The organism is Nocardia sp. NPDC058480 (assembly GCF_042720495.1).
In the GTDB taxonomy this organism is placed as follows: Bacteria; Actinomycetota; Actinomycetes; order Mycobacteriales; family Mycobacteriaceae; genus Nocardia.
In genome coordinates, this window is record NZ_JBHXMN010000002.1 from 1 (window position 1) to 20,568 (window position 20,568).

At 66.7% G+C, this 20,568-nt stretch carries 20 protein-coding genes and 2 pseudogenes; 15 read left to right on the forward strand and 7 right to left on the reverse strand.

Annotated elements, in window-relative coordinates; genetic code table 11:
* Positions 1-443: 443 nt before the first annotated feature.
* Positions 444-1,874: a hypothetical protein gene (locus tag ACFWO8_RS05445; protein ID WP_378943926.1), complete on the reverse strand. Its 1,431-nt coding sequence runs from the start codon at positions 1,872-1,874 to the stop codon at positions 444-446.
* Positions 1,875-2,141: 267 nt separating this feature from the next.
* On the opposite strand from ACFWO8_RS05445, the gene ACFWO8_RS05450 reads away from it, so the two are divergent.
* From ACFWO8_RS05450 to ACFWO8_RS05460, 3 genes and pseudogenes are all read left to right on the forward strand, one after another.
* On the forward strand, positions 2,142-2,348 hold the full coding sequence (locus tag ACFWO8_RS05450) for a hypothetical protein (RefSeq protein ID WP_378943929.1): 207 nt from the start codon (positions 2,142-2,144) through the stop codon (positions 2,346-2,348).
* Positions 2,345-2,941 (forward strand): nucleotidyl transferase AbiEii/AbiGii toxin family protein, encoded by a 597-nt coding sequence (locus ACFWO8_RS05455; protein WP_378943934.1) that lies wholly within the window; start codon positions 2,345-2,347, stop codon positions 2,939-2,941. Before ACFWO8_RS05450 ends, ACFWO8_RS05455 begins: the two co-directional genes overlap by 4 nt.
* Before the next feature lie 58 nt (positions 2,942-2,999).
* Positions 3,000-3,176: pseudogene (locus ACFWO8_RS05460) on the forward strand (23S rRNA (adenine(2503)-C(2))-methyltransferase RlmN); the annotation flags it as partial.
* Between the two features lie 125 nt (positions 3,177-3,301).
* Here ACFWO8_RS05460 and ACFWO8_RS05465 read toward each other — a convergent pair.
* Positions 3,302-3,628, reverse strand: coding sequence for a hypothetical protein (locus ACFWO8_RS05465; protein ID WP_378943937.1), 327 nt, complete (start codon positions 3,626-3,628; stop codon positions 3,302-3,304).
* A 100-nt stretch (positions 3,629-3,728) separates the two neighbouring features.
* Here ACFWO8_RS05465 and ACFWO8_RS05470 point away from each other — a divergent pair.
* Positions 3,729-4,298: pseudogene (locus ACFWO8_RS05470) on the forward strand (radical SAM protein); the annotation flags it as partial.
* A gap of 42 nt (positions 4,299-4,340) precedes the next feature.
* Here ACFWO8_RS05470 and ACFWO8_RS05475 read toward each other — a convergent pair.
* On the reverse strand, positions 4,341-5,144 hold the full coding sequence (locus tag ACFWO8_RS05475) for a transglutaminase family protein (RefSeq protein ID WP_378943940.1): 804 nt from the start codon (positions 5,142-5,144) through the stop codon (positions 4,341-4,343).
* 115 nt (positions 5,145-5,259) lie between these two features.
* On the opposite strand from ACFWO8_RS05475, the gene ACFWO8_RS05480 reads away from it, so the two are divergent.
* The 3 genes from ACFWO8_RS05480 to ACFWO8_RS05490 all read left to right on the forward strand — a co-directional run bounded on the left by ACFWO8_RS05480 (position 5,260) and on the right by ACFWO8_RS05490 (position 7,942).
* Positions 5,260-5,682 carry an uL11 family ribosomal protein gene (locus ACFWO8_RS05480; RefSeq protein ID WP_378943945.1) on the forward strand — a complete coding sequence of 141 codons (423 nt, stop codon included), beginning with the start codon at positions 5,260-5,262 and terminating at the stop codon, positions 5,680-5,682.
* A 127-nt stretch (positions 5,683-5,809) separates the two neighbouring features.
* The gene (locus ACFWO8_RS05485) at positions 5,810-6,940 is read left to right on the forward strand and encodes a protein kinase (protein WP_378943950.1); all 1,131 of its coding nucleotides are present in this window, start codon (positions 5,810-5,812) and stop codon (positions 6,938-6,940) included.
* A gap of 42 nt (positions 6,941-6,982) precedes the next feature.
* Positions 6,983-7,942 carry a LysR family transcriptional regulator gene (locus ACFWO8_RS05490; protein WP_378943953.1) on the forward strand — a complete coding sequence of 320 codons (960 nt, stop codon included), beginning with the start codon at positions 6,983-6,985 and terminating at the stop codon, positions 7,940-7,942.
* Positions 7,943-8,007: 65 nt separating this feature from the next.
* On the opposite strand, the gene ACFWO8_RS05495 is transcribed toward ACFWO8_RS05490, so the two are convergent.
* A complete protein-coding gene (locus ACFWO8_RS05495; RefSeq protein ID WP_378943956.1) occupies positions 8,008-8,277 on the reverse strand; it encodes a DUF2631 domain-containing protein in 270 nt (89 codons plus the stop codon).
* Positions 8,278-8,372: 95 nt separating this feature from the next.
* Between ACFWO8_RS05495 and dxr the strand changes: the two genes are divergently transcribed.
* The 5 genes from dxr to ACFWO8_RS05520 all read left to right on the forward strand — a co-directional run bounded on the left by dxr (position 8,373) and on the right by ACFWO8_RS05520 (position 15,236).
* Positions 8,373-9,566, forward strand: coding sequence for a 1-deoxy-D-xylulose-5-phosphate reductoisomerase (dxr, locus tag ACFWO8_RS05500; RefSeq protein ID WP_378943959.1), 1,194 nt, complete (start codon positions 8,373-8,375; stop codon positions 9,564-9,566).
* 146 nt (positions 9,567-9,712) lie between these two features.
* Complete coding sequence (locus ACFWO8_RS05505; protein WP_378943962.1) at positions 9,713-10,909, forward strand: M50 family metallopeptidase; 1,197 nt, start codon at positions 9,713-9,715, stop codon at positions 10,907-10,909.
* A 301-nt stretch (positions 10,910-11,210) separates the two neighbouring features.
* Positions 11,211-12,365 carry a flavodoxin-dependent (E)-4-hydroxy-3-methylbut-2-enyl-diphosphate synthase gene (gene ispG / locus ACFWO8_RS05510; RefSeq protein WP_378943966.1) on the forward strand — a complete coding sequence of 385 codons (1,155 nt, stop codon included), beginning with the start codon at positions 11,211-11,213 and terminating at the stop codon, positions 12,363-12,365.
* An 87-nt stretch (positions 12,366-12,452) separates the two neighbouring features.
* On the forward strand, positions 12,453-13,307 hold the full coding sequence (locus ACFWO8_RS05515) for a GNAT family N-acetyltransferase (protein WP_378946109.1): 855 nt from the start codon (positions 12,453-12,455) through the stop codon (positions 13,305-13,307).
* Positions 13,308-13,445: 138 nt separating this feature from the next.
* Positions 13,446-15,236 carry a penicillin-binding transpeptidase domain-containing protein gene (locus ACFWO8_RS05520; RefSeq protein WP_378943969.1) on the forward strand — a complete coding sequence of 597 codons (1,791 nt, stop codon included), beginning with the start codon at positions 13,446-13,448 and terminating at the stop codon, positions 15,234-15,236.
* Here the strand turns inward: ACFWO8_RS05520 and ACFWO8_RS05525 are convergent.
* The gene (locus ACFWO8_RS05525; RefSeq protein ID WP_378912378.1) at positions 15,230-15,433 is read right to left on the reverse strand and encodes a hypothetical protein; all 204 of its coding nucleotides are present in this window, start codon (positions 15,431-15,433) and stop codon (positions 15,230-15,232) included. The genes ACFWO8_RS05520 and ACFWO8_RS05525 overlap by 7 nt on opposite strands.
* Before the next feature lie 265 nt (positions 15,434-15,698).
* Positions 15,699-16,196, reverse strand: coding sequence for a peroxynitrite isomerase (locus tag ACFWO8_RS05530; protein ID WP_301902106.1), 498 nt, complete (start codon positions 16,194-16,196; stop codon positions 15,699-15,701).
* Positions 16,197-16,311: 115 nt separating this feature from the next.
* Between ACFWO8_RS05530 and ACFWO8_RS05535 the strand changes: the two genes are divergently transcribed.
* From ACFWO8_RS05535 to ACFWO8_RS05545, 3 genes are all read left to right on the forward strand, one after another.
* Complete coding sequence (locus ACFWO8_RS05535; RefSeq protein ID WP_378943974.1) at positions 16,312-17,655, forward strand: TIGR03118 family protein; 1,344 nt, start codon at positions 16,312-16,314, stop codon at positions 17,653-17,655.
* 337 nt (positions 17,656-17,992) lie between these two features.
* Entirely contained in the window at positions 17,993-18,436 is a 444-nt protein-coding gene (locus ACFWO8_RS05540) for a hypothetical protein (RefSeq protein ID WP_378943977.1), read from the forward strand.
* Positions 18,437-18,718: 282 nt separating this feature from the next.
* Positions 18,719-19,594 carry a thioesterase domain-containing protein gene (locus ACFWO8_RS05545; RefSeq protein WP_378943980.1) on the forward strand — a complete coding sequence of 292 codons (876 nt, stop codon included), beginning with the start codon at positions 18,719-18,721 and terminating at the stop codon, positions 19,592-19,594.
* On the opposite strand, the gene ACFWO8_RS05550 is transcribed toward ACFWO8_RS05545, so the two are convergent.
* Positions 19,588-20,466: a helix-turn-helix domain-containing protein gene (locus ACFWO8_RS05550; RefSeq protein ID WP_378943983.1), complete on the reverse strand. Its 879-nt coding sequence runs from the start codon at positions 20,464-20,466 to the stop codon at positions 19,588-19,590. The two genes, ACFWO8_RS05545 and ACFWO8_RS05550, sit on opposite strands and share 7 nt — an antisense overlap.
* Between the last annotated feature and the right edge of the window lie 102 nt (positions 20,467-20,568).

Below are 20,568 nucleotides of genomic sequence, written 5' to 3' on the forward strand. Positions count from 1 at the left end.
CCACCGGCACCACCTCCACCGGGGAGCATCACCGGTCGCGGGCGCGCGATCAACTCGACCAGTTACCGAGGCAACCTTCCTGGACGAGGCACTAGCAGGCCGGACCCCCGAATGGCTTCGCGACCGCAGACCGGGGGCGCCAGCCAGTAGGTCAAGGAACGCCGGTATCGGGAGCCAGGTGTCGGGACCCCAGTTAGCCGAATACTTCTGCTCTTCGGCGTCGCGAACGAGGCGGAGTGCTTGAGCGGCAGTCACTTCGAGTCGGGTCTGGCCTGCGAGTTATGCACGCCATTGGGATTCGCTTGGGGCGGTGGTGAATTGCCAGGGTTGCGGGGTTTGTTGGTGGGGCCGAGTCGTCGAAAGGGGCGGCGGCCTCAGGGTCTATCGGGCCGGACCGGCATCATGAATGCTTCGGGCGGAGTGTAACTGGGCACGGATCCGCTCTACGGCTGATGCTTCTCCCTCGCGTGGAGCTCCTGCTCTCGTTGGTCAGCCCATTCGCGAGCTGCTGAGATGGCGTGACGCAGGCCAGCAATCTCCAATCGCTCCCTGACATCTGGCCGATCAAGGGTAAACGTCACCTTTGGCGGCCCTTCGGCACCCAGTGTGAGGGTTTCGATGAGCAGCCATTGCTGGATCTTGGAAGGGGTGGCACCGACAGCAACCGCCGGTTCTAGTACACCGTAGGCGGAGCCGTCTACCTGAAGCGTCTCAACAGCTTCCAGTAGCTGCTGGCATTGCCGCCTCATATCCTCCAGATCGGCATCGTCGGCGGCGAGACCAGCACCGTCGACCACTGCGATGGTCGTGAGCAGTCGTTCATGATTCCGTTCAAGTAGCTCGGGGTCAGGGTTGAGGGACTCATCTCCGAGCTGGCTCGTCGGACTCAGCGCAAATGGCCAAAGCTGGCCGTAGGCCGGGCGGCGGAGAGACTGAAGGAAATGTCCCACCAAATACTCGACCGCGTGCGAGGCCGACGTCGGATCGTCGCGTTTGTCTCGTCGAACCAGGTGCCGCCGCTGGCCCTCGACTCCGGGGCAGAACCAGATCTCCTCTTCACGAGTGCGATGCATCTGGAGTGGATCCCCGCAGACTGCGCAGTTCGGGATCGGGTGGAGCGGAAGAACGTCGGCATACTGGCGCTCGATCGCTTCCAATGCCGCGAAGGCGGCCGACCGATCGGCTTGCCAAGACAGCCAGAGATCGAACCCGCGGGCGGCGCGGTGGGGATGGCCATGGGCAACCAAGTTCCTAGCCTGCTCGCGAAGCATGAAGGGGTCGTGGTCGCTGTCAACAGGGCACCGAAGGATGAGTGTGCCCGCGTCAGCGTCGTAAGCGGCGACCGCGACAGCCTCACAGAATGCAATGGGCTCGGTATCGCGCAGGAGTTCGTTACATGGGCCGGTCGCCGTTGTCGCTGTCGAAGCGGGTGGCCATGAGCCCTGCGGCAACCGCTCACGACCCCAACTGCGCGTCAGTGAGTCGAGTTGATCGTCGGCCCTCTTGATCCGACTCTTCAGTTCAGTTCGTCGCTTCCGCAGCTGTTCGGCTTCTTGTCGGATGCTCTCAGTCCTTCGCCATTCTTCCGTAGCGGTGGTCGCATAGGCAGACTGTTCCTTTGTCAGCGGGACCCGCTCGTCGACCCGGCAGGTCTTGCAGGCCCGCTGCACGCCAGCAGCTGTGAGTTCCGCGAACGTGTAGTTGCGTGGCTTGGCCTTCCCCAGGCTTCGGCAATCATGCATATGGACAGTCCCGGTGCCTGTAACCGCGACGGTAGCGGTGATCGACACCAGCGGACCCGGGTCGGCTCCGCTCCCACCGCGTTCGACCGGGCAAAAGGCGCGAACCGCCACAGAAAAACTGACGTCGGACATCGGTTCCTTCCTTACTGCCTGGTGGATCGCGTCATCACTGCGGCAGAGTGCTTGGCTCACCATCCTCCCGTCCCTTGGTGTCACCGGGACAGAACCGGTGGCAAAACTACTAGAAGTGGATTGCGGCTGTGGGCGATCTGAATATGAAGTGCCAAGGCCCTCAACGCCAAATGGGTGGCCAAGTCGTTCCTGACGAGGGCGCCGGGTGCGTGGCTACTGCGTGCGGATGGTCGGTGTGGCGGCCGACCCCGACGGTAGGCTCTGTACATGGACGACGACTCACCTGCGGATCGGCTTCGGCTTGCGATCGATATGTTCGAGTTCGGCTTGGGCATGCAGCGCGCTCGACTTCGTCGCGAGCGGCCGGACGCGAATGAGTCGGTCATCGATTCAGCGATAGACGAGTGGTTGCTGTCGCGACCGTTCGAGCCGCTTGGCGGAGGGCGAGGTCGACCGTCGGCCAGGTTCGCATGAATCCGCTGGAGGCCGCACTCCGCAAGGCTGCTTCCGATCTTGATCAGCGCGGATTTCGGTGGTCGATCGTTGGCGGGTTCGCGGTGTCGGCCCGATCGAATCCAAGATTCACGGCCGATATCGACATCGCTGCTGCGGTGGCTGATGACGCCCAAGCTGAAGGCCTGGTGCAGTCGTTGATAGCGGCCGGATACCAGTTGTTCGCTTCGGTCGAGCACGACAACGGCCGGTTGGCGACTGTCCGGCTCAAGCGGCGCATCGACGGGGTTCCCGTGGTCGTTGACCTGCTTTTTGCCAGTTCGGGTATCGAGCCGGAGATTGTTCGGGCGGCAGAGCCGCTCGAGATATTTCCCGGTTTGGTCGTGCCCATCGCTCGCACTGGGCATCTGATCGCGTTGAAGCTGCTAGCTCGCGATGACGAGAGCCGTCCACAGGACAGTGCGGACCTCAGGAGCTTGGCCGCGGTCGCAACCGCGGACGACATTGCAGACGCTGCTGAGGCGATTCGATTGATCACTGAGCGAGGCTTCAATCGGGACCGCGACCTGGCCCAACTGCTGGCGGGGATGCAAGGCCAACCGAGCGCCGACTAACTCTCGACGTGATTTGCCTGCCGTCAGCGCTGGTCGGAACGTTTGTAAATCAGGGGAGATGGGCGAACCGCTAGATAATTATAGGCGTTTGATATCAAATGTTAGGCGCATCACCTCACCGTCGCTGGACGGGTTCGGGATCTCGCAGCGGTCAGTTACCGTCTCGACGGTTGGTCTAGCGTCGGCTATCCGCGAGCTCGCGGATGAGGATCTGTCGGTGAGGTTGGCGGTGTCGACGTCGCCGCTCGGCCGGTTGCCCATGCCATGGGCTCGGATCGCGTACCCGCCGGCCAACGCGAATCCGTGATCACCCGCGACGGAGCAATTTCCGTGAGTCGACGGTGGCGCGGTTCCACGCGTCTACGCCGACGCCAGGCGGCTGAGTTCAGCAAGTTCAGGGAAGCTGACTTCCCAGACGCGCCTGGTTGCCGCGGGCAGCCAGATGTACGACCAAAGTTGTTTGAGCACCGCTTGATTGAGGTAGGTATGAAGATCGCTCGGACTCATGGCCTCGTTGATAACCGCGCGGTAGAGATCGACGATTCGACCCGACCGGTCCAGGTCGTAGTCGGCGTTACCCGACCAATCGAGATGACTGGGAAGGTGCACGATCCCGCTGGTAGGGCCCTTGAGGAACCGCAGATTCTCCGGGATCACGACAGGCTTGCTGTACTTCCTGTCTGGCATTGCCTGCTCCTCGTCCTGTCAGTCGGCCGTTCGCATAAGCCTTCCGTGCGCGAAGGCTGTTGAGCAGGGATGCGGCTGGTCAGCGCGTTTGTAAACAGGGGGCATGGGCGAGCCGCTGGCCAACTACAAGCGGGTGGTGAACGCGGTTCGCCGGATCACCTCGCCCGCTCCCGACGGGCTCGGCATCTCGCAGCGGTCGGTGACGGTGTCGACCGTCGGCCTCGCGCCCGCGATCCGTAAGCTGGCCGACGAGGACATGTCGGTGCGTCTTGCGGTGTCGCTGCACACTCCCGACGACGAACTGCGCGACACCCTGGTTCCGGTGAACAATCGCTGGTCGATCGCCGAAGTGCTCGACGCCGCACGGTATTACGCCGACAAGTCCGGGCGCCGCGTGTCGATCGAATACGCGTTGATCCGCGATATCAACGATCAGCCGTGGCGGGCGGACCTGCTCGGCAAGAAGCTGCACAAGGCGCTCGGCCCGCTCGTGCACGTGAACCTGATCCCGCTCAACCCGACACCGGGTAGCGAATGGGATGCCAGCCCCAAACCGGTCGAGAAAGAGTTTGTCCGCCGGGTGATCGCCCAGGGTGTGTCGTGCACGGTGCGTGACACCCGTGGTCAGGAGATCGCGGCGGCCTGCGGTCAGCTCGCCGCCGAGGGCTAGGCCAACTTCATGCGCGTGGGCTGACGTACGCCTGCGCGTCCGTCAGACGATGCTGATCGGTGCGATGAAGTCGTCGTAGGGGAGTGGGCCTGCGACGAAGGCGTTGACCGACATGAAGTTCAGGGTGATGTCGCCGCCGTGGTTGTCCAGGAAGGCGATATCGGAGGCGTCGCGGCCGGTGGCGATGCGCACCAGGCTCGAGCGCGGCGCGAGGCCCGTCGGGTCGTAAGTGCGCCACTTGCCGTCGATGTAGGCCTCGCAGACGGCGTGGAAGTCCATCGGCACGCAGCCCGGCGCGTAGACCGCGGCGACCCGGGCGGGGACGCCGACGGCGCGTAGCAGCGCGACCATCAGGTGTGAGAAGTCGCGGCAGACGCCGGTGCCCGATAGCAGCGTTTCCACCGCGCCGTCGATGGGCGTGCTGCTGCCAGAGACGTAGGTGATCCGTCGGCCGATCCACGCCGAGACACGGTTGGCGACCTCGGGATCGGCTATGCCATAACCGAATTCGGCCGCCGCGAAGCCGAGCAGCTTGTCCGACTCCGCGTAGCGGCTCGGTCGCCGATACAGCGCGAGGTCGTAGTCGGAGGGCGGCTCGAGGAAGGCCGTGCCGAGGACGGTCGCCTGATAGTCGATCCGGAGGGTGCCCGCGCGCACATCGAGCACGTGGATCCGGGAACCGTGCTGGCCGACCACTTCGCGCGGCGTGAGGAACTCGCCGTCGAGTGAGCACGTCATGGACTCGATCAGGTCGATTCCGGGCCGACGGGCGACAGCGATCTGACACTGCAGCACCGAATCGGCATGGACCGCGACCTCCAGGCGAGCGGAAACGTCCCGTTTCACGCCCACAGACTGACAGGCCAACCGGGATCAGGCGAACCGAACCGCTCGAGCGGGTTGCGGCCCAGGCGTTATCGTCGCGGGACCGGATCGACGTGTGCGTCCGAGATCGTTGACTATGGCGCGCGAAACAGCCTCTGTCACAGTCACTCTCGAGCTCGAAGCCGGAAACGCCTCGCTGATGATCCTCGGCAAGATGCTCGGTCCGACCGGCGTCCCACCCTTCGAGGTCAAACGGCGCTACGACGCCGCGACGGCAGATCAACGCGGCGAGATCATTCCCGCCGTCATCACGATCGACGCCCGCAAGCGCTGGACGATACGGCTCAAAACCCCGCCGACGGCGTCGTTGATCCGTAAGGCCCTCGGCCGAGCGGGCTCCCCGCAACCCGGCCACCAGCCGGTCGGCGCGATCAGCCGGGACCAATTGCGCCGCATAGCGATCCGCAAGATGCCCGACCTCAATACCGCTGATGTGGAGGCGGCGATGCGCATCGTCGCAGGTACCGCGCGGTCGATGGGTGTGCGCATCGAGGAGTGAGGTGGGTGGCGCGAGACACGTGTCAGCGGCACCGTGGTGAGTCTGCCGAGGCATCGACTCGACTCCGTGGTCCACCCTGTTTGGTAGGGTCCAGCCGTCGGACGAAGAGCGAGATTCGGGGGTCAGAGTGGTTTCTGACGGGACGGTGTTCGCCGGCTACGCGATCGACCGGCAGCTGGGTCAAGGCGGGATGGGGTCGGTGTATCTGGCCAGGCATCCGCGCCTGCCGAGGTGGACGGCGCTGAAGCTGCTGAACCGGGAGCTGTTCTCCGACTCCGAGATCCGGGCCAGGTTCGAGCGGGAAGCCGATCTGGTCGCCCAGCTCGATCACCCCAATATCGTGACCGTGTTCGATCGCGGGGTCGAGGGCGATCAGCTGTGGATCAGCATGCAGTACATCGACGGAATCGACGCCTCCTCGCTGGATCCGCACACCCTGCCGCCGGACCGGGCACTGCAGATCATCGGTGAGACCGCCGCCGCGCTCGACTACGCGCATCGCGCGGGTGTACTGCACCGCGACGTCAAGCCCGCCAACATCCTGCTGGCGCGTTCCAGCAGCCAGGAGCGGGTGTATCTCACCGACTTCGGGATCGCCCGTCTGCGTGACGACTCGGGTCACCTGACCGAGACCGGGTCGTTCACCGCCACCCTGGCCTACGCCGCGCCCGAGCAGCTCACCGGCGCCGCACTGGATCACCGTGCCGACCAGTACTCCCTCGCGTGCACGCTGTACACGTTGCTGACCGGCAGCGCGCCCTACGAATCGACCAGTCCGGCCGCGGTGATCACCGGCCACCTGCAAGCACCACCACCCCCGGTGAGCCCGCGTCGCGCGGGTCTGCCGCAGGTGCTCGACGCCGTGATGGCTCGCGCGCTGGCCAAGCGACCCGCCGACAGGTTCAGCTCGTGCGAGGAGTTCGTCGACGCCGCTCAGCGCGCAGTGCGCACCGGAACCACCGGTGCCCGCCCGCTCGCCCGCCCCACCTCGGGTGCGCACGCTCAGCCGTTCGTCGGCATGCAGCCCATGCGCCCGGTGAGCACTCCCATGCCGCCGTACAACCCCGCTCCGATGCCCCCGTTGGCGCCACAGCCGCAGTACGCACCCACGCCGCAGTACTGGCAGCAGCAACCGGCCCGGATACCGAATCCGCCGCCGCAACGAGGTGGCTGGGGATCGGCGCTCGGCACCTATGCGATCCTGCTGGTCGTGGTCATCGTGATCGCCGGAGTGATCGCGCTGCTGGCAAACCTCTGATCGGCCGCCGACCTGATCGGCGGGTGCCATATTCTGGTCAGAATGAGCGACTTCGACGTCACCGCCGCCGACTCCATCGACCTCGACCGGTTGCGTCGTTTCGTCGCCGTCGCCGAGGAGTTGCACTTCGCGCGCGCCGCCAAAGCCCTGCGGATCCCGCGGCAGGCACTGAGCGCCACCGTGATCGAGTTGGAGGAAGAGCTCGGCACCCGGGTCTTCGTGCCCGGCGCCGCACCCACCCAGCTCTCCGACGACGGTAACGCCCTGCTCGTACGGGCCAGGGACCTGATCCGAGTGCGGGAGCAGGCCGAACGGGAGCAGAAGCCCGACGCGCCCGCGAGCCTGCGGGTGGGGTTCGTACCGGGGGTGACGGTGTCGAAGTGGGCGCGGATCTGGGGCGAGCGGCTACCGGACCATCCACTCGAGGTGGTCGGCGTGGCGCAGGGTGAGCAGGAGTCGGCGTTGCGTGCGGGCCGCATCGACCTGTGCTTCGTCCGGCTGCCCATCGACCGGACCGCGACGAACGCGATCTCACTGTGGCAGGAGACGCCGGTCGCGGTCGTGCAGAAGGACGACGCGCTGTCGCTGCTCGAGTCGATCAGCCCCGCGGATCTGGTCGACGAGACGATCCAGGACAGCGCCGATCTCGATCAGGCCGTCGATATTCTCGCCCTCGTCGCCGCGGTCGGTGGCGCGGCGATCATGCCGCAGTCGATCGCGCGCCTGTATCACCGCCGCGACCTGGTCTACCGCCCGGTCAGCGATACCGAGTTCACCGAGATCGCACTGGCCTGGCCCGCCGGGACCGACAGTGATCTGCTCGAGGAGTTCGTCGGCATCGTGCGCGGTCGTTCGGCCAACAGCTCGCGCGGCGGCGTGGCGGAACCCGAACAGCGCGCCGCGGCCCTGGCTCGCAAACCCGCGGCGAAGAAACCCGCAGCGAAGAAGACGCCGAAGAAGCCGGTCGCGCGTGGCCGCAAACCGGCTCGACGCGGCCGCTGACACGCGAAAACGCCTGCGGCGCAAGGTGATCGCTGCCGCAGGCGTGGACGTTTCGAGCTGGAGAGTTACCTCGGCATCCGCCGGGTGAGCGAGTCGACGACCATCATGAGCGCCATCAGGCCGGCCAGACCGACGAGGAAGATGTCCTCGACGTGACCCTGGTGGTTGCCGATGGTCATCGCGAGCAGGGCGATGACGACGAACCAACCGGCGATACGGAAGGTCTTGCGCGACTCACCGCTCCAGCCCCATGCTGCCGAGGGCACCTCGGCGGGGTCGACGCTGGTGGCGACGGCACGCTCGGTGCTGGCTTTATCGAGGTCCGTGGCTGCCACGATCGCTCCTTAGGGCTCGAGTTCTGGTTGGGCGAGTGAGCATATCGTGGCATACGACCGTCCGTCGTAGCCAGCAGCCCTGCCACAATGGGCCCGTGTCCCACCCCGCAACGCGTGCCGCGCACGACAGTTCCCCGTCCACCGATCGGGTGAAGGTGCTGCTTCTCGGCAGTACCGGTTCGATCGGTACTCAGGCGCTCGAGGTGATCGCCGCCAATCCCGACCGCTTCGAGGTGGTCGGTCTGGCGGCGCGCGGCGGCAATCCCGCCCTGCTCGCCGAGCAGATGGCGGCCACCGGCACCCGCAATGTCGCCGTCGCCGATCCCGCCGCCGCCCAAGCGCTCGATCTCGAACTCGGCGGCCCGGATGCCGTGACCGAACTGGTCCGCCGCACCGACGCCGATGTCGTGCTCAATGCCCTGGTCGGTTCGCTGGGACTGGAACCGACACTGGCCACCCTGCACGCCGGCACCCGCCTCGCGCTGGCGAACAAGGAATCGCTGGTGGCGGGCGGCTCCTTGGTGACGCGCGCGGCCGCACCCGGCCAGATCGTGCCCGTCGACTCCGAGCACTCGGCGCTGGCCCAGTGCCTGCGCGGTGGTCGCGCCGAGGAGGTCGACCGCCTCGTTCTCACCGCATCGGGCGGACCGTTCCGTGGCTGGACCACCGAGATGCTCGAATCCGTGAACCCCGCCGAGGCGAAGACCCACCCGACCTGGTCGATGGGCCCGATGAACACCCTGAACTCGGCCTCGCTGGTCAACAAGGGCCTGGAGGTGATCGAGACCCACCTGCTGTTCGGCGTGCCCTACGACCGCATCGACGTCACCGTGCACCCCCAGTCGATCGTGCACTCGATGGTCACCTTCACCGATGGCTCGACCCTGGCACAGGCCAGCCCGCCTGACATGAAACTCCCCATCGCCCTCGCACTGGGCTGGCCCGACCGCATCCCCGGCGCCGCTGCGGCCTGCGATTTCGGCACCGCTGCCACCTGGACCTTCGAGCCGGTCGACGACGAGGTCTTCCCCGCCGTGCGCCTGGCCCGACAGGCAGGCGAAGCGGGCGGCAGCGTCACCGCGGTCTACAACGCCGCCAACGAGGTCGCCGTCCAAGCCTTCCTCGACGGCAAGATCACCTTCCCCACCATCGTGCGCACCGTCACACGCGCGGTAGAGGCCGCCGACCGCTGGCACGCCGAACCCGATACCCTGGACGACGTCCTCGCGGCCGACCGCTGGGCAAGGGAGTACGCCGCGAAGACCATCGACGGCGAAACTACGACCTGACCTGAACGACCACAACGACACCACCACGTTTTCGGCCGCCCCGAATCCGAGGGGCGAGACGGAACGCCGAAGGCGCAGTATCGCCCCTCGGATTCGGGGTTACGAGGCCGAAAACACGCGGCGCCAGCCGCCAAAGAAAGGGCCACATGGTTTTCGCGCTGGGGTTCGCACTGTTCGCCCTCGGTATCACGATTTCGATCGCGCTGCACGAGTGCGGGCACATGTGGACCGCGCAGGCCACCGGCATGAAGGTGCGCCGCTACTTCATCGGCTTCGGACCGAAGGTGTTCTCGTTCCGCCGCGGTGAGACCGAATACGGACTCAAGGCGCTGCCACTCGGCGGCTTCTGCGATATCGCGGGCATGACGGCCCTCGACGAGCTCGAGCCGGAGGAAGTCGACCGGGCGATGTATCGCCAGTCGACCTGGAAGCGTCTGGTCGTGATGTTCGGCGGCATCGGCATGAACTTCCTGCTCGGGTTCATCCTGTTGGTGGTCCTGGCGATCGGCTGGGGTCTGCCGCAGCTCGAGCAGCCCCCGGCTACCGCGCTCGGCACCATGAGCTGCGTCGCGCAGGAGACCCCGGAGAAGACCCTCGCGCCCTGCGTCGGCAATGGACCCGCCCAGCGCGCCGGATTGCAGCGTGGCGACGTGGTGAAGGCCGTGAACGGCGTCGAGGTGAGTACCTGGGCGCAGTTCCAGGCCGAAACCCAGAAGCAGACCGGCACTTTCACCTACACGATCGAACGCGACGGCAACACAGTGACGGTCCCGGTCACCCCGGAGCGGGTCATGCGTTCGCCCAAGGAAGGTCCGAGTCGTGAGGTGAGCGCGGTCGGCGTCGGCCCCGATTTCGCCGAGCCGAAGCAGTACGGCCCGATCGCCGCGATCCCGGCCACCATCTCGTTCACCGGTGACTTCTTCGTCGAAACGGTGAAGTCGCTGGCGAAGATGCCACAGAAGGTGTCGGCACTGTGGGAAGCGGTCACCGGCGGTGAGCGCGACCCGGAGACCCCGGTCAGCGTCTACGGCGCCAGCCGCCTCGGTGGCGAGACCGCCGAGCGTGGCCTGTGGGGCATGTTCATCCTGATCCTGGCCAGCCTGAACTTCTTCCTCGGCGCGTTCAACCTGCTGCCGTTGCTGCCGCTCGACGGCGGTCACATCGCAGTGGTGCTCTACGAGAAGGTCCGCAACACGATCCGAGGCTGGTTCGGCAAGGCCCCTGCCGGCCCGGTCGACTACCTCAAGCTACTGCCGCTGACGTATGTGGCAGTAGTGATCGGTGGTGCGTTCATGCTGCTCACCCTGGCCGCCGACATCGTCAACCCGATCAGCTTGCGGTAATATTCGCGGCTGGCGCCGCGGGTTTTCGGTGTTCTTGGCGGCTGGCGCCGCGGGTTTTCGGCCTCGTAACCCCGAATCCGAGGGGCGATACTGCGCCTTCGGCGTTCCGTCTCGCCCCTCGGATCCGGGGCGGCCGAAAACTGCGTTGTATTCACTGTCGTGACCCTCACAGGGCGGCGGGTCACCCTGCGCGACTAAGCTCGATACCGAGTTGCACGCACGGAACTTTTTGGTACAAAGCGCGGAACCTCTCGAGTTCCGCGCACGAAACCGGCAAACGTACGAAAGAAGGCAGCCGACCGTGACCAGCACCATCGGATTGGGGATGCCCGTCGCCCCCGCTGCTGTTCTCGCACCCCGGCGCAAGACCCGCCAGCTGATGGTCGGCAATGTCGGCGTCGGTAGCGATTCGCCGATCTCGGTGCAGTCGATGACCACTACCAAGACCCACGACATCAACGCCACGCTGCAGCAGATCGCCGAGCTCACCGCCTCGGGCTGCGACATCGTGCGGGTGGCCTGTCCGCGCCAGGAAGACGCCGACGCACTGGCCACGATCGCGAAGAAGTCGCAGATCCCGGTGATCGCCGACATCCACTTCCAGCCGCGCTACATCTTCGCCGCGATCGACGCGGGCTGCGCCGCGGTGCGCGTCAACCCGGGCAACATCAAGGAATTCGACGGCCGCGTCGGCGACGTCGCCAAGGCCGCGGGCGCCGCGGGTATCCCGATCCGCATCGGCGTCAACGCGGGTTCGCTGGACAAGCGGATGCTGGAGAAGTACGGCAAGGCCACGCCGGAGGCCCTGGTCGAGTCGGCGCTGTGGGAGGCGAGCCTGTTCGAGGAGCACGGCTTCGGCGACATCAAGATCTCGGTCAAGCACAACGACCCGGTGATCATGGTCGAGGCCTACCGCCAGCTCGCCGCGCAGAGTGACTACCCGCTGCACCTCGGCGTCACCGAGGCGGGCCCGGCGTTCCAGGGCACGATCAAGTCAGCGGTAGCCTTCGGCGCGCTGCTCAGCGAGGGCATCGGCGACACGATCCGGGTCTCGCTCTCGGCGCCGCCCGCCGAGGAGATCAAGGTCGGCAGCCAGATCCTGCAGTCGCTGAACCTGCGCCCGCGCAAGCTCGAGATCGTGTCCTGCCCGTCGTGTGGACGGGCCCAGGTGGACGTGTACACCCTGGCCGACGCTGTCGCCGCCGGTCTGGACGGCCTGGAAGTGCCGCTGCGCGTCGCGGTGATGGGCTGTGTCGTGAACGGACCGGGCGAGGCCCGCGAGGCCGACCTCGGTGTCGCCTCCGGCAATGGCAAGGGCCAGATCTTCGTCAAGGGTGAGGTCATCAAGACCGTGCCCGAGCACTTGATCGTCGAGACCCTGATCGAAGAGGCGATGCGCATCGCCGAGGAGATGGACCAGCAGCCGGGCGCCGAGCCCGTTGTGACCGTGAGCTGAATCCCACTCCCCTCACGGTCACACGTCGGATTCGGCGGACCCGTACCGTTCGGCGTGCTTTCGTGGCAGGCTGGTGCCGTGCGGAGTCTGCTGGAGCCGACGCGACGGTCCAAAACCACTCCCGCGCGCCCGGTGGCCGTGCGAGATCTGGGCGAGGTGCTGCGCGTCCTCGATACCGACCCGGTGGCTTCGTGCATGATCGCCGCCCGCGTGCAGGAATTCGGGCTCGACTCCCGTACCGGCGTCGGTGAACTGTGGAGCCGCGGCGGGCCGGCCGACTCCCTGTGTTTCTCCGGCGCGAACCTGGTTCCGCTGCGCGGTGACCAGCAGGCCCTGCGCGCGTTCGCCGATCGGGCGGGCCGCTGGCCTCGGGTGTGTTCCTCGGTGGTCGGCAGGCAGGAGCTCGCCCTCCCGCTGTGGGAAATGCTGCTCCCGTCCTGGGGCCCCGCCAGGGAGTTACGTGCCGATCAACCTCTGCTGGCGCTCGCCCGCCCGGCCGCCGCGCGCGCCGACGGGGGAGTGCGCCGCGTGCGACCCGACGAGATCGACCGCTACCTGACCGCCGCGATCGCCATGTTCATCGAAGAGGTCGGCATCGACCCGCGCGCAGGCGACGGCGGTCGCGGCTATCGGCGGCGGATCAAGAGTCTCATCGAATCCGGTAGGGCCTGGGCACGTTTCGAAGACGGTGTGGTCATCTACAAGGCCGAGATCGGTGCGCTGTCACGACGCACCGGCCAGATCCAGGGCGTGTGGGTACATCCCGAATTCCGGGGTGGGGGTGTCGGCACCGCGGGCACCGCGTCCGTCGCCAATGCTGTTGTGGCAACAGGCCGTACGGCGAGCCTCTACGTCAACGACTACAACCGGATCGCCCGCCGCGCCTACAGCCGAGTGGGTTTCCGCCAGATCGCCACCTTCGCGACCGTATTGGTGGACTGAGTCCTCGGCGGCTGGTGCCGCTGGGCACTCCTTCGTCGCACCCTTTCGGTCAGTCCAGATCGAGGCGGCCGCAAACGAGAAGGGCGACACCGTGTTGCGCCGAGGTCAGCGGCCTGTTCGCCGCTACCATCGGTGCCGATGAGGACACGGATGCTCACCACTTGTGCGGTGGCCGCCCTCGCCGTTGCGGCGACCGCCTGTTCTTCCGGCGCCCAGGGGCCGGTGCCCGCCGCCGATGCCTTCGCCGCGGCGTTCGCCGAACACGATCTCTCCGCGGCGGCGGCGCTCACCACCGCGCCCGAGAGGGCAACGGCGGCACTGACTTCGACGTGGCAGGCGCTGCAGGCAGAGAAGTTGTCGATCCGCACCGGCGACGCGCGCGTCAACGGTGATACCGCGACGGTCGACTACACCTACGAGTGGACCCTGCCCAAAGGGCGCCAGTGGACCTACTCCGGGGAATTGCAGATGGGCCGCAGCGACGGGCAATGGCTGGTCCGGTGGAGCTCCGCTGACATTCACCCCAAACTCGGTGACACCCAGAGCATGGAATTGCGCACCCGCCCCGCGCCGCGCGCCAGGGTCAATGAGGCGGCGGGCAGCGACGTGCTGGTCCCCGGCAAGGTCTCGCGCGTGAAGTTCACCGTGGCCGATGCCCCCGACCCGAGTCGCGTCGCCGGTGCGCTCGCCGCGGCGCTGAGCCGCATCGACCCCGTCGCCTACACCCCGCAGACCATCCTCGCCGCGGCGCGCAAGACCGACGGCGCGCACACCGTGATCCTGCTCAACGAATACGAGGCCGAGACGATCGGTGGCGAACTGATCGGCCTGCCCGGCGTCACCCTGACCCAGGAGTGGGACATGGTGCCCACCGACCGCAAATTCGCGCCCGACCTGCTCACCCAGGTCCGCAAAACGGTGATCGCCGAGGTCGACGGGAAGGCGGGCTGGAGCGTGGTCACCCGCAATGCCGACGGTGCCGATCTCGCTGTGCTGCACGAGGTAGCGGCCGAACCGGCACCGTCGTTCGCACTGAGCATCGATCGGTTCGTGCAGAATTCCGCCCAGCACGCGGTCGACCTGCGCACCGAGCAGGCGATGATGGTGGTGCTCCGCCCGTCGACCGGTGCGATTCTCGCGGTGGCCCAGAACAAGTTCGCCGACCGTGACGGTCCGGTGGCCACCAGTGGTCAGTACCCGCCGGGCTCGATCTTCAAGACGGTCACGGCGTCGGCGGCGATGGCCGCCGGTCTGGCCACGCCCGAGACCGTGCTGGCCTGTCCGAGCAGCACCATCATCGGCGAACGCACCATCCCCAACTACAACATGTTCTCCGTCGGTGACGTGCCGATGGCCACCGCCTACGAACGCTCGTGCAACACCACCTTCGCCAGGCTGGCCAGCAGGCTCGCACCCGACGCGCTCACCGAGGCCGCGGCGCGCCTCGGTGTCGGCCAGGACTACAAGGTCGAAGGTCTACCCACCATGTCCGGTTCGGTGCCGAAAGCCGAGGGCCTGGTCCAGCGCGCTGAAGACGGGATCGGCCAGGGCCGAGTGGTGGTGAGCCCGTTCGGAATGGCGGTGATGGCCGCGACCGTCGCCAACGGCGCCGCGCCGGTGCCGTATCTGATCGCGGGCAGACCGACCGAGATCACCGGCGATCGGCCCGCGATCGCGCCGGAGGTGGTCGAGGGGCTGCGTTCGATGATGCGCATGGTGGTCACCGGTGGCACGGCCGAACGCATCAGAGATCAGGGCGAGGTCTACGGCAAGACCGGCGAGGCCGAAGTCGACGGTGGATCGCACTCGTGGTTCATCGGCTATCGCGGGGATATCGCGTTCGCGACACTGCTCGTCAAGGGTGGTAGCTCCGACAACGCGGTCGCCGTCACCCGGGATATGTTCGCCGCGCTGCCCGCCGGCTACTGATTCCCGGTCGCCAGCAGACCCCGAACCACCGCGAGCGAGGTGCTCTCGGTATGGGATGACGCGGTGTCGTGCAGCACGTTGTAGCTGACAACGGGCTCGGGTGCGGCCCCCATGGCCGCGCCGTCGAGGATATCGATGGCGGCCGCGCCGCCGAGGATCATCCCCGCAGTGGTCAAGATCAGAGTGGAACGCCTCATAGTTCGTCTCCCTCATTCAGGGTTTCGACGTGTTCGCGGGGCAGTAGTTCGATTGTCTGAGGATTAGCTGATGCATTACCGTAGAACGGCGGCTACTTCGGCAACAGGCGACGGCAGCAAGCGACACACAATTGTTGCCCTATGTGCGGGCGTGTTCGAACACAACCGCTACCGGCCTGTGATGAAAAGATGAACTACCGGTTTCGGTCGCGCAAATGCGCTGATCAAGGGGCATGTTCGGGTAAGTTACCGAATTACACGTGACTCAGCCGCGTTGCAGAGTTGCCGCTAGGTGATGCTGCAAAGATTCGCCGACCGCTGCCATCCGCAACGTGTACTCGATCGTGTCGCCGGTGACATGGAATGAGCGTCCGACCGCGGTAACCGGCTTTGCCGATTCGCTCAGGCCGATATTCGTGGAGTTCAATTCCAGACGAATTCCGTCAACCGTTTCGGTGATCGTGCCTTCACAGATCTCGGTGATTCCGGTCGGATGGGCGAGTACGAGCTCGACCCGGCCCGGCGCCGGGCTGCGCAGGTATCCGGTCTCCGCGTGCAGCGGCCTGCCGTCGGAGCCGGCCTTGGTCCGCTGCTTGTAGGTGAGGAACGGTCTGCCCAGGTGCCCGAAGGTGATCTCCTCGACGTAGTCGAAGGATTCGATGGTCGGGTACTCGCCCCTGCCCCGGCCGCGCCAGGTGCCGAGTAGTGGTGCCAGGGCGGCGATGTCGGGATGCGGGGCGATGTTGGGGGAAGGTTCGACCACGGCCGACAGCGTAGCCCTGTGGTTCCTGCGACGGTCACGGCACGCCACCGCATCAGCCGCGATAAGGTCAGCCTCGCCTGAACGCCGTCCGGCGGAGGGTCGAAAGGAAGAGAACGTGAACGGACATGTGAGGGGCGCCCGCGGGGTGCGGTCCGGGCTGGTGCGCGGTGCGGTGCTCGGCGCGGCTGTGTTGCTCGCCGCGGCGTGCTCGAGCACCGAGCCGACCGACGACGTGGCCGCGCTGGACGGCAACCGCTACAGCCAGACCAACCTGGCCGCCGACAAGGACTCCTATCACGCCCAGTTCACGCTGCCCGGCATGGTGAACGCCTGGGGCCTGGCCGATCGGCCGCAGGGCGCGGGCGGGCATTTCTGGGTCGGCGCGGGCGGCAAGTCGTTCCAGTTCCTCGGTGATGTGCAGTCGTCCTCGGATCCCAAGCTGCAGAAGCTGACCCAGGACCAGCTCAAGCTCGTCGGCATCCCCGGCGCCGATGCCGACACCTCAGACAAGAGCATCGGCAAGGCGACGGGTGTCGTGTTCAATCCGGCGCCGATCACCTCGGATCTGTTCGTGGTGCGCGACCAGTGGGTCGATGTGGACGGTATGCCGGTTCCGCTCGGCGGTTCCTCGCGCTTCATCTTCGCCACCGATTCGGGCAAGATCTCGGCCTGGACCGAGCAGGCCCCCGACGGCGCCATCGTGCAACGAGACGGCGGCGCGAACCAGGTATTCGACGGTTCGGCGCAGGGTATGGCCTTCTTCGGTATCGCGCTGGCGCCCTCGGGTGACAAGCTGCTGGCCGCCGATTTCGGCACCGACCCGCAGGTGCGCACCTTCGACAAGAACTGGCAGCCGGTCACGACCACCGGTTTCGCCAATCCGTTCGCCACCGGCGAGGTGATCGATGCCTCCTCGCCGGAGAAGGGCAAGAAGGCAGTGCCCGGCGACCCGGCGCCGTTCAACATCACCACCCTCGGTAGCCGAGTGTTCGTGTCCTACGCCGTGACTCAGCCCGACGAGGACGATCCGAAAGCCTTCGACAAGGCCGAAGAATCCTCGCTCGACGCCGATCAGGACAAGGACTCCAACGGCAAGCCCGACAAGGGCAAGGTCGCCGAGTTCGACGGCGCGGGCAAGCTGGTGCGCATCATCGACGACGGCGGCAGGCTCAACGCGCCGTGGGGCGTGGCGATCGCGCCGTCGAACTTCGGCGCGCTCTCGGGCAAGTTGCTGATCGGCAACTTCGGTGGCCTCGGCCGCGTCCTCGCCTACGACGACACCACCGGCACCTTCGTCGACTATCTGCGCGACGGTGAGGCGAAGCCGGTCGAGATCGCCGGCCTGTGGGCGCTGATGTTCGGCAACGGCGAAAGCCTCGGCGACGCGAACGCCCTGTACTTCACCGCCGGCCCCGAAGACGAGAAGGACGGCCTTTTCGGAAGCCTGCGCGTGCAGTAGGAAGCACATGGGTGACTCACCGGGCACGGGCGAACCGGACCGAACACACGTCCGTCGGCCGCCTGCCCAGCCGACCACGCTCCCAGGCCTGGCCTGAATTCACGGAGAGGCGGAGGGGCGGACAATCTGAATGTCCGGTGGGAAACTACTCCCGCCGAGGGCGTTGTGAGGGACAGTTGGTGGCGGAATGGTTGCCGGGTGGGCGCGATCCGCGTCTGCTCGGGCCGTTCGGTCCGCATGCGATGACACCCCCACCGGGGTGTCGTGCCCGAGCCGGAGGTGTGCCAGATGAAGGTGTCACGCGTTGACGTCGGCGGCTCGGCGGGGGAGCGGTGATATGCGCCTTTCGGCACGAGAGGCGATGCTGCCCGGCCGGGATGTGCTCTTGGCGGCCTTCCGCGGTTTGCCGCACGATGACCACCCCATCCTCGCCGCCGCCGGTGAGCTGGCGCAGCTGCACCAGTTGCGCGAGCGAACCTCGCTGAGCGAGTCCGAGCGCATCGATCGCCGCCGCGCCCAGTTGATGCGCGCTATCGATCGCTGGGTCATCCTCGCCGCTCCCGTGCCGCCCGCCGCGGCCGACGAACACTGCGAAACCCTCGGAGACCTGGTCGACCGCCTCGCCAAACACTGTTCCCAGGCCTTCGCCGCCTTGGCCGGTGCCCCCGAATCGGTCTTCTACGACGAGTGGGTCCGCCTCCACGACCTCGCCGACAGCTATGAGCGTCTGATCGAGGACCTGTGGTCCGGTGCACGCAGCCTGCCTTCGAACGGCTACTGATCCCCCCCCGCGGACTCATACCGATACGCGGCCTGCCTACCTCGTGGTGGCACCCAGGCGAACGGTGCGGGCCTGCCCGACACCCTGGGGTGGTTTCGTCGCCACCTGGGTGGGCGTGACCGGGCCCAGGGGTTGGTTGGGGGCCGGGCCTTCCTGCGCGACAGTGGAACTCACACCCTGTTGCCGGGGTCGGTCGAGGAGGTTCGGATGCGGGTACGGTCGGCTGCGCAGGCCCCCGAAAGTATTGGGCCGCTAGAGGTTTCGTGCGAAGTATCATTTGTTGTGAGTACTCGCGATGAGCCGGTCGGCATGCCGTCCACCTGCCGGTGGACGGCCGACCGGCCCGATTCCTGTCCGGCGGAATCCGCCGTCGACGAGCGCGCCGAGTCCGCGGCGACGGCCATCGTGCTGCCGATCCGCCCACGCACCGCCTACGTCGACGGCGCGCCCCTGTTCTGCCTGGCCGGCGAAGCGGTCCTGGCCTGGAACTATGTGGACCTCGTCGCTCACCTCGACCCCCGCGTCCCGATCTACGGTCTGCAGGCGAGCGCCGAACCGCGCACGATTCGCGAATACGCCGCCAGCTACCTCGCCGAGATCCGCCGCGTCGCCCCGCACGGCCCGTACCAGCTCCTCGGTTGGTCAGCAGGCGGTTTCGTCGCTCACGAAGTCGCTGTGCGACTCCGCGCGGCAGGCGAACGCGTCCGTGTCGTCCTGCTTGCCACCGACCCCGCGGCCCCCACGCCCGCGCCGCTGTCCGCCGACCGATTCGCCGCACGGCTCGACATCGACACCCCGGCCTTCGAGGCGAACACCTCGACCGAGGCAACCGCCGCGGCGATCAACGCCGCACTGGCGGGAACGATCGACCTCACCGGCGGCGATCTCGACCGTATCGCGGAGGTGAGCACCGCGGCTGCGGGCATGGTGACCGGCCACCGACCCTCGTGGCTCCCCGGTGACCTCACCGTGTGCGTGGCGGGCCGCGCGCCCGACGGCACCGATCGCCTCGATCCTGGTGCCACGGTGCGCAATTGGCGCCCCTACGTCGAGGGTGCGATCACCGGCTTCGTTCTCGACGCGACCCCTGACGAACTCGCCGCACCCGAGCTTCTTCCGGAGATCGCCCAGATCCTGGCGAGAACCAGCCGCTACTGAGCGGTCGCCGACTGTGTGATCGCGGCCCGTGCTTCGGTGATCAGCTTCGCCGAGTCACGAGGGCTCAACGCCATCGCTCGCAGCTGATCGAAGATCACGCCGAACCGGCGGATCTCGGAGTGCCCCTCGACCAGATCGTGCACCGACATGCTCTCCACGTACACCAGTTCCGGGTCGACCGGGTTCTTGAAGTCGAGCAGCGTGAACGAGCCCGCCATGCCGGGGTGCGCGCCCGCGTCGAACGGAAGTACCTGCAGGATCACGTTCTTGCGCTTGGTCTCGTCGAGCAGCCGGTCGAGCTGACCTGCCATCGTCGCGGGCCCGCCGACCACCCTGCGGATCGCGGCCTCGTCCATCACCACCCACAATTCCAGTGGGTCGTCCTTGGTCAGGTTGATGGCGCGATCCATGCGCGCCTGCGCCCTGCTCTCCATCACCGAGGCGTCCAGACGTGGCATCGAGGTGTCGATGACGGCGGCGGCGTACTCGAAGGTCTGCAGCAGGCCGGGCACCGTCGAGGTCTGGTATTGCCTGGCCGACAACGCTTCCGCCTCGAAGTTGATGTAATTCGCATACACCTCCGACACCGCGCCTTCGTAAGGGCGCGACATGCCGGGTTTCAGCGCGTCGGTCAGCAGACTGAGTGCCTCTTCGCGCATTTTGTCGTCGACCTGATACAGGTCGAGCATGGCGCCGAGAGTGCGACGTTGTGGACGCGCCTGTGCCATTTCGATCCGGTACAGCGTGGTGACGTTGATTCCGGTTCGCGCGCTGACGTCTTCCTTGCTCAGCTGGGCGCTTTCACGCAACTCGCGCAACATTGCTGCGAGCCGGCGAAGCCGGACGGTCAGGGTCGTGCGCTTGCCTGCCATGAATCGCATTATTGCGCTGTGTGGCCCCCATGTCACGCGTTCGGCGAAGACAGCGACGTCGGGGTTGTCATGGTGTTCGGCGAGTCCGCGAGGCGCGCCGGA

What these genes read in the sequence shown, in the direction of transcription:
- ACFWO8_RS05540 (WP_378943977.1), top strand. Translation starts at nt 17,993, where the DNA reads ATGCGCCTTTCGGCACGAGAGGCGATGCTGCCCGGCCGGGATGTGCTC.
- ACFWO8_RS05490 (WP_378943953.1), top strand. Translation starts at nt 6,983, where the DNA reads ATGAGCGACTTCGACGTCACCGCCGCCGACTCCATCGACCTCGACCGG.
- ACFWO8_RS05505 (WP_378943962.1), top strand. Translation starts at nt 9,713, where the DNA reads ATGGTTTTCGCGCTGGGGTTCGCACTGTTCGCCCTCGGTATCACGATT.
- ACFWO8_RS05450 (WP_378943929.1), top strand. Translation starts at nt 2,142, where the DNA reads ATGGACGACGACTCACCTGCGGATCGGCTTCGGCTTGCGATCGATATG.
- ACFWO8_RS05550 (WP_378943983.1), bottom strand. Translation starts at nt 20,466, where the DNA reads ATGGCAGGCAAGCGCACGACCCTGACCGTCCGGCTTCGCCGGCTCGCA.
- ACFWO8_RS05455 (WP_378943934.1), top strand. Translation starts at nt 2,345, where the DNA reads ATGAATCCGCTGGAGGCCGCACTCCGCAAGGCTGCTTCCGATCTTGAT.
- ACFWO8_RS05465 (WP_378943937.1), bottom strand. Translation starts at nt 3,628, where the DNA reads ATGCCAGACAGGAAGTACAGCAAGCCTGTCGTGATCCCGGAGAATCTG.
- ACFWO8_RS05525 (WP_378912378.1), bottom strand. Translation starts at nt 15,433, where the DNA reads ATGAGGCGTTCCACTCTGATCTTGACCACTGCGGGGATGATCCTCGGC.
- ACFWO8_RS05520 (WP_378943969.1), top strand. Translation starts at nt 13,446, where the DNA reads ATGAGGACACGGATGCTCACCACTTGTGCGGTGGCCGCCCTCGCCGTT.
- ACFWO8_RS05445 (WP_378943926.1), bottom strand. Translation starts at nt 1,874, where the DNA reads ATGTCCGACGTCAGTTTTTCTGTGGCGGTTCGCGCCTTTTGCCCGGTC.
- ACFWO8_RS05480 (WP_378943945.1), top strand. Translation starts at nt 5,260, where the DNA reads ATGGCGCGCGAAACAGCCTCTGTCACAGTCACTCTCGAGCTCGAAGCC.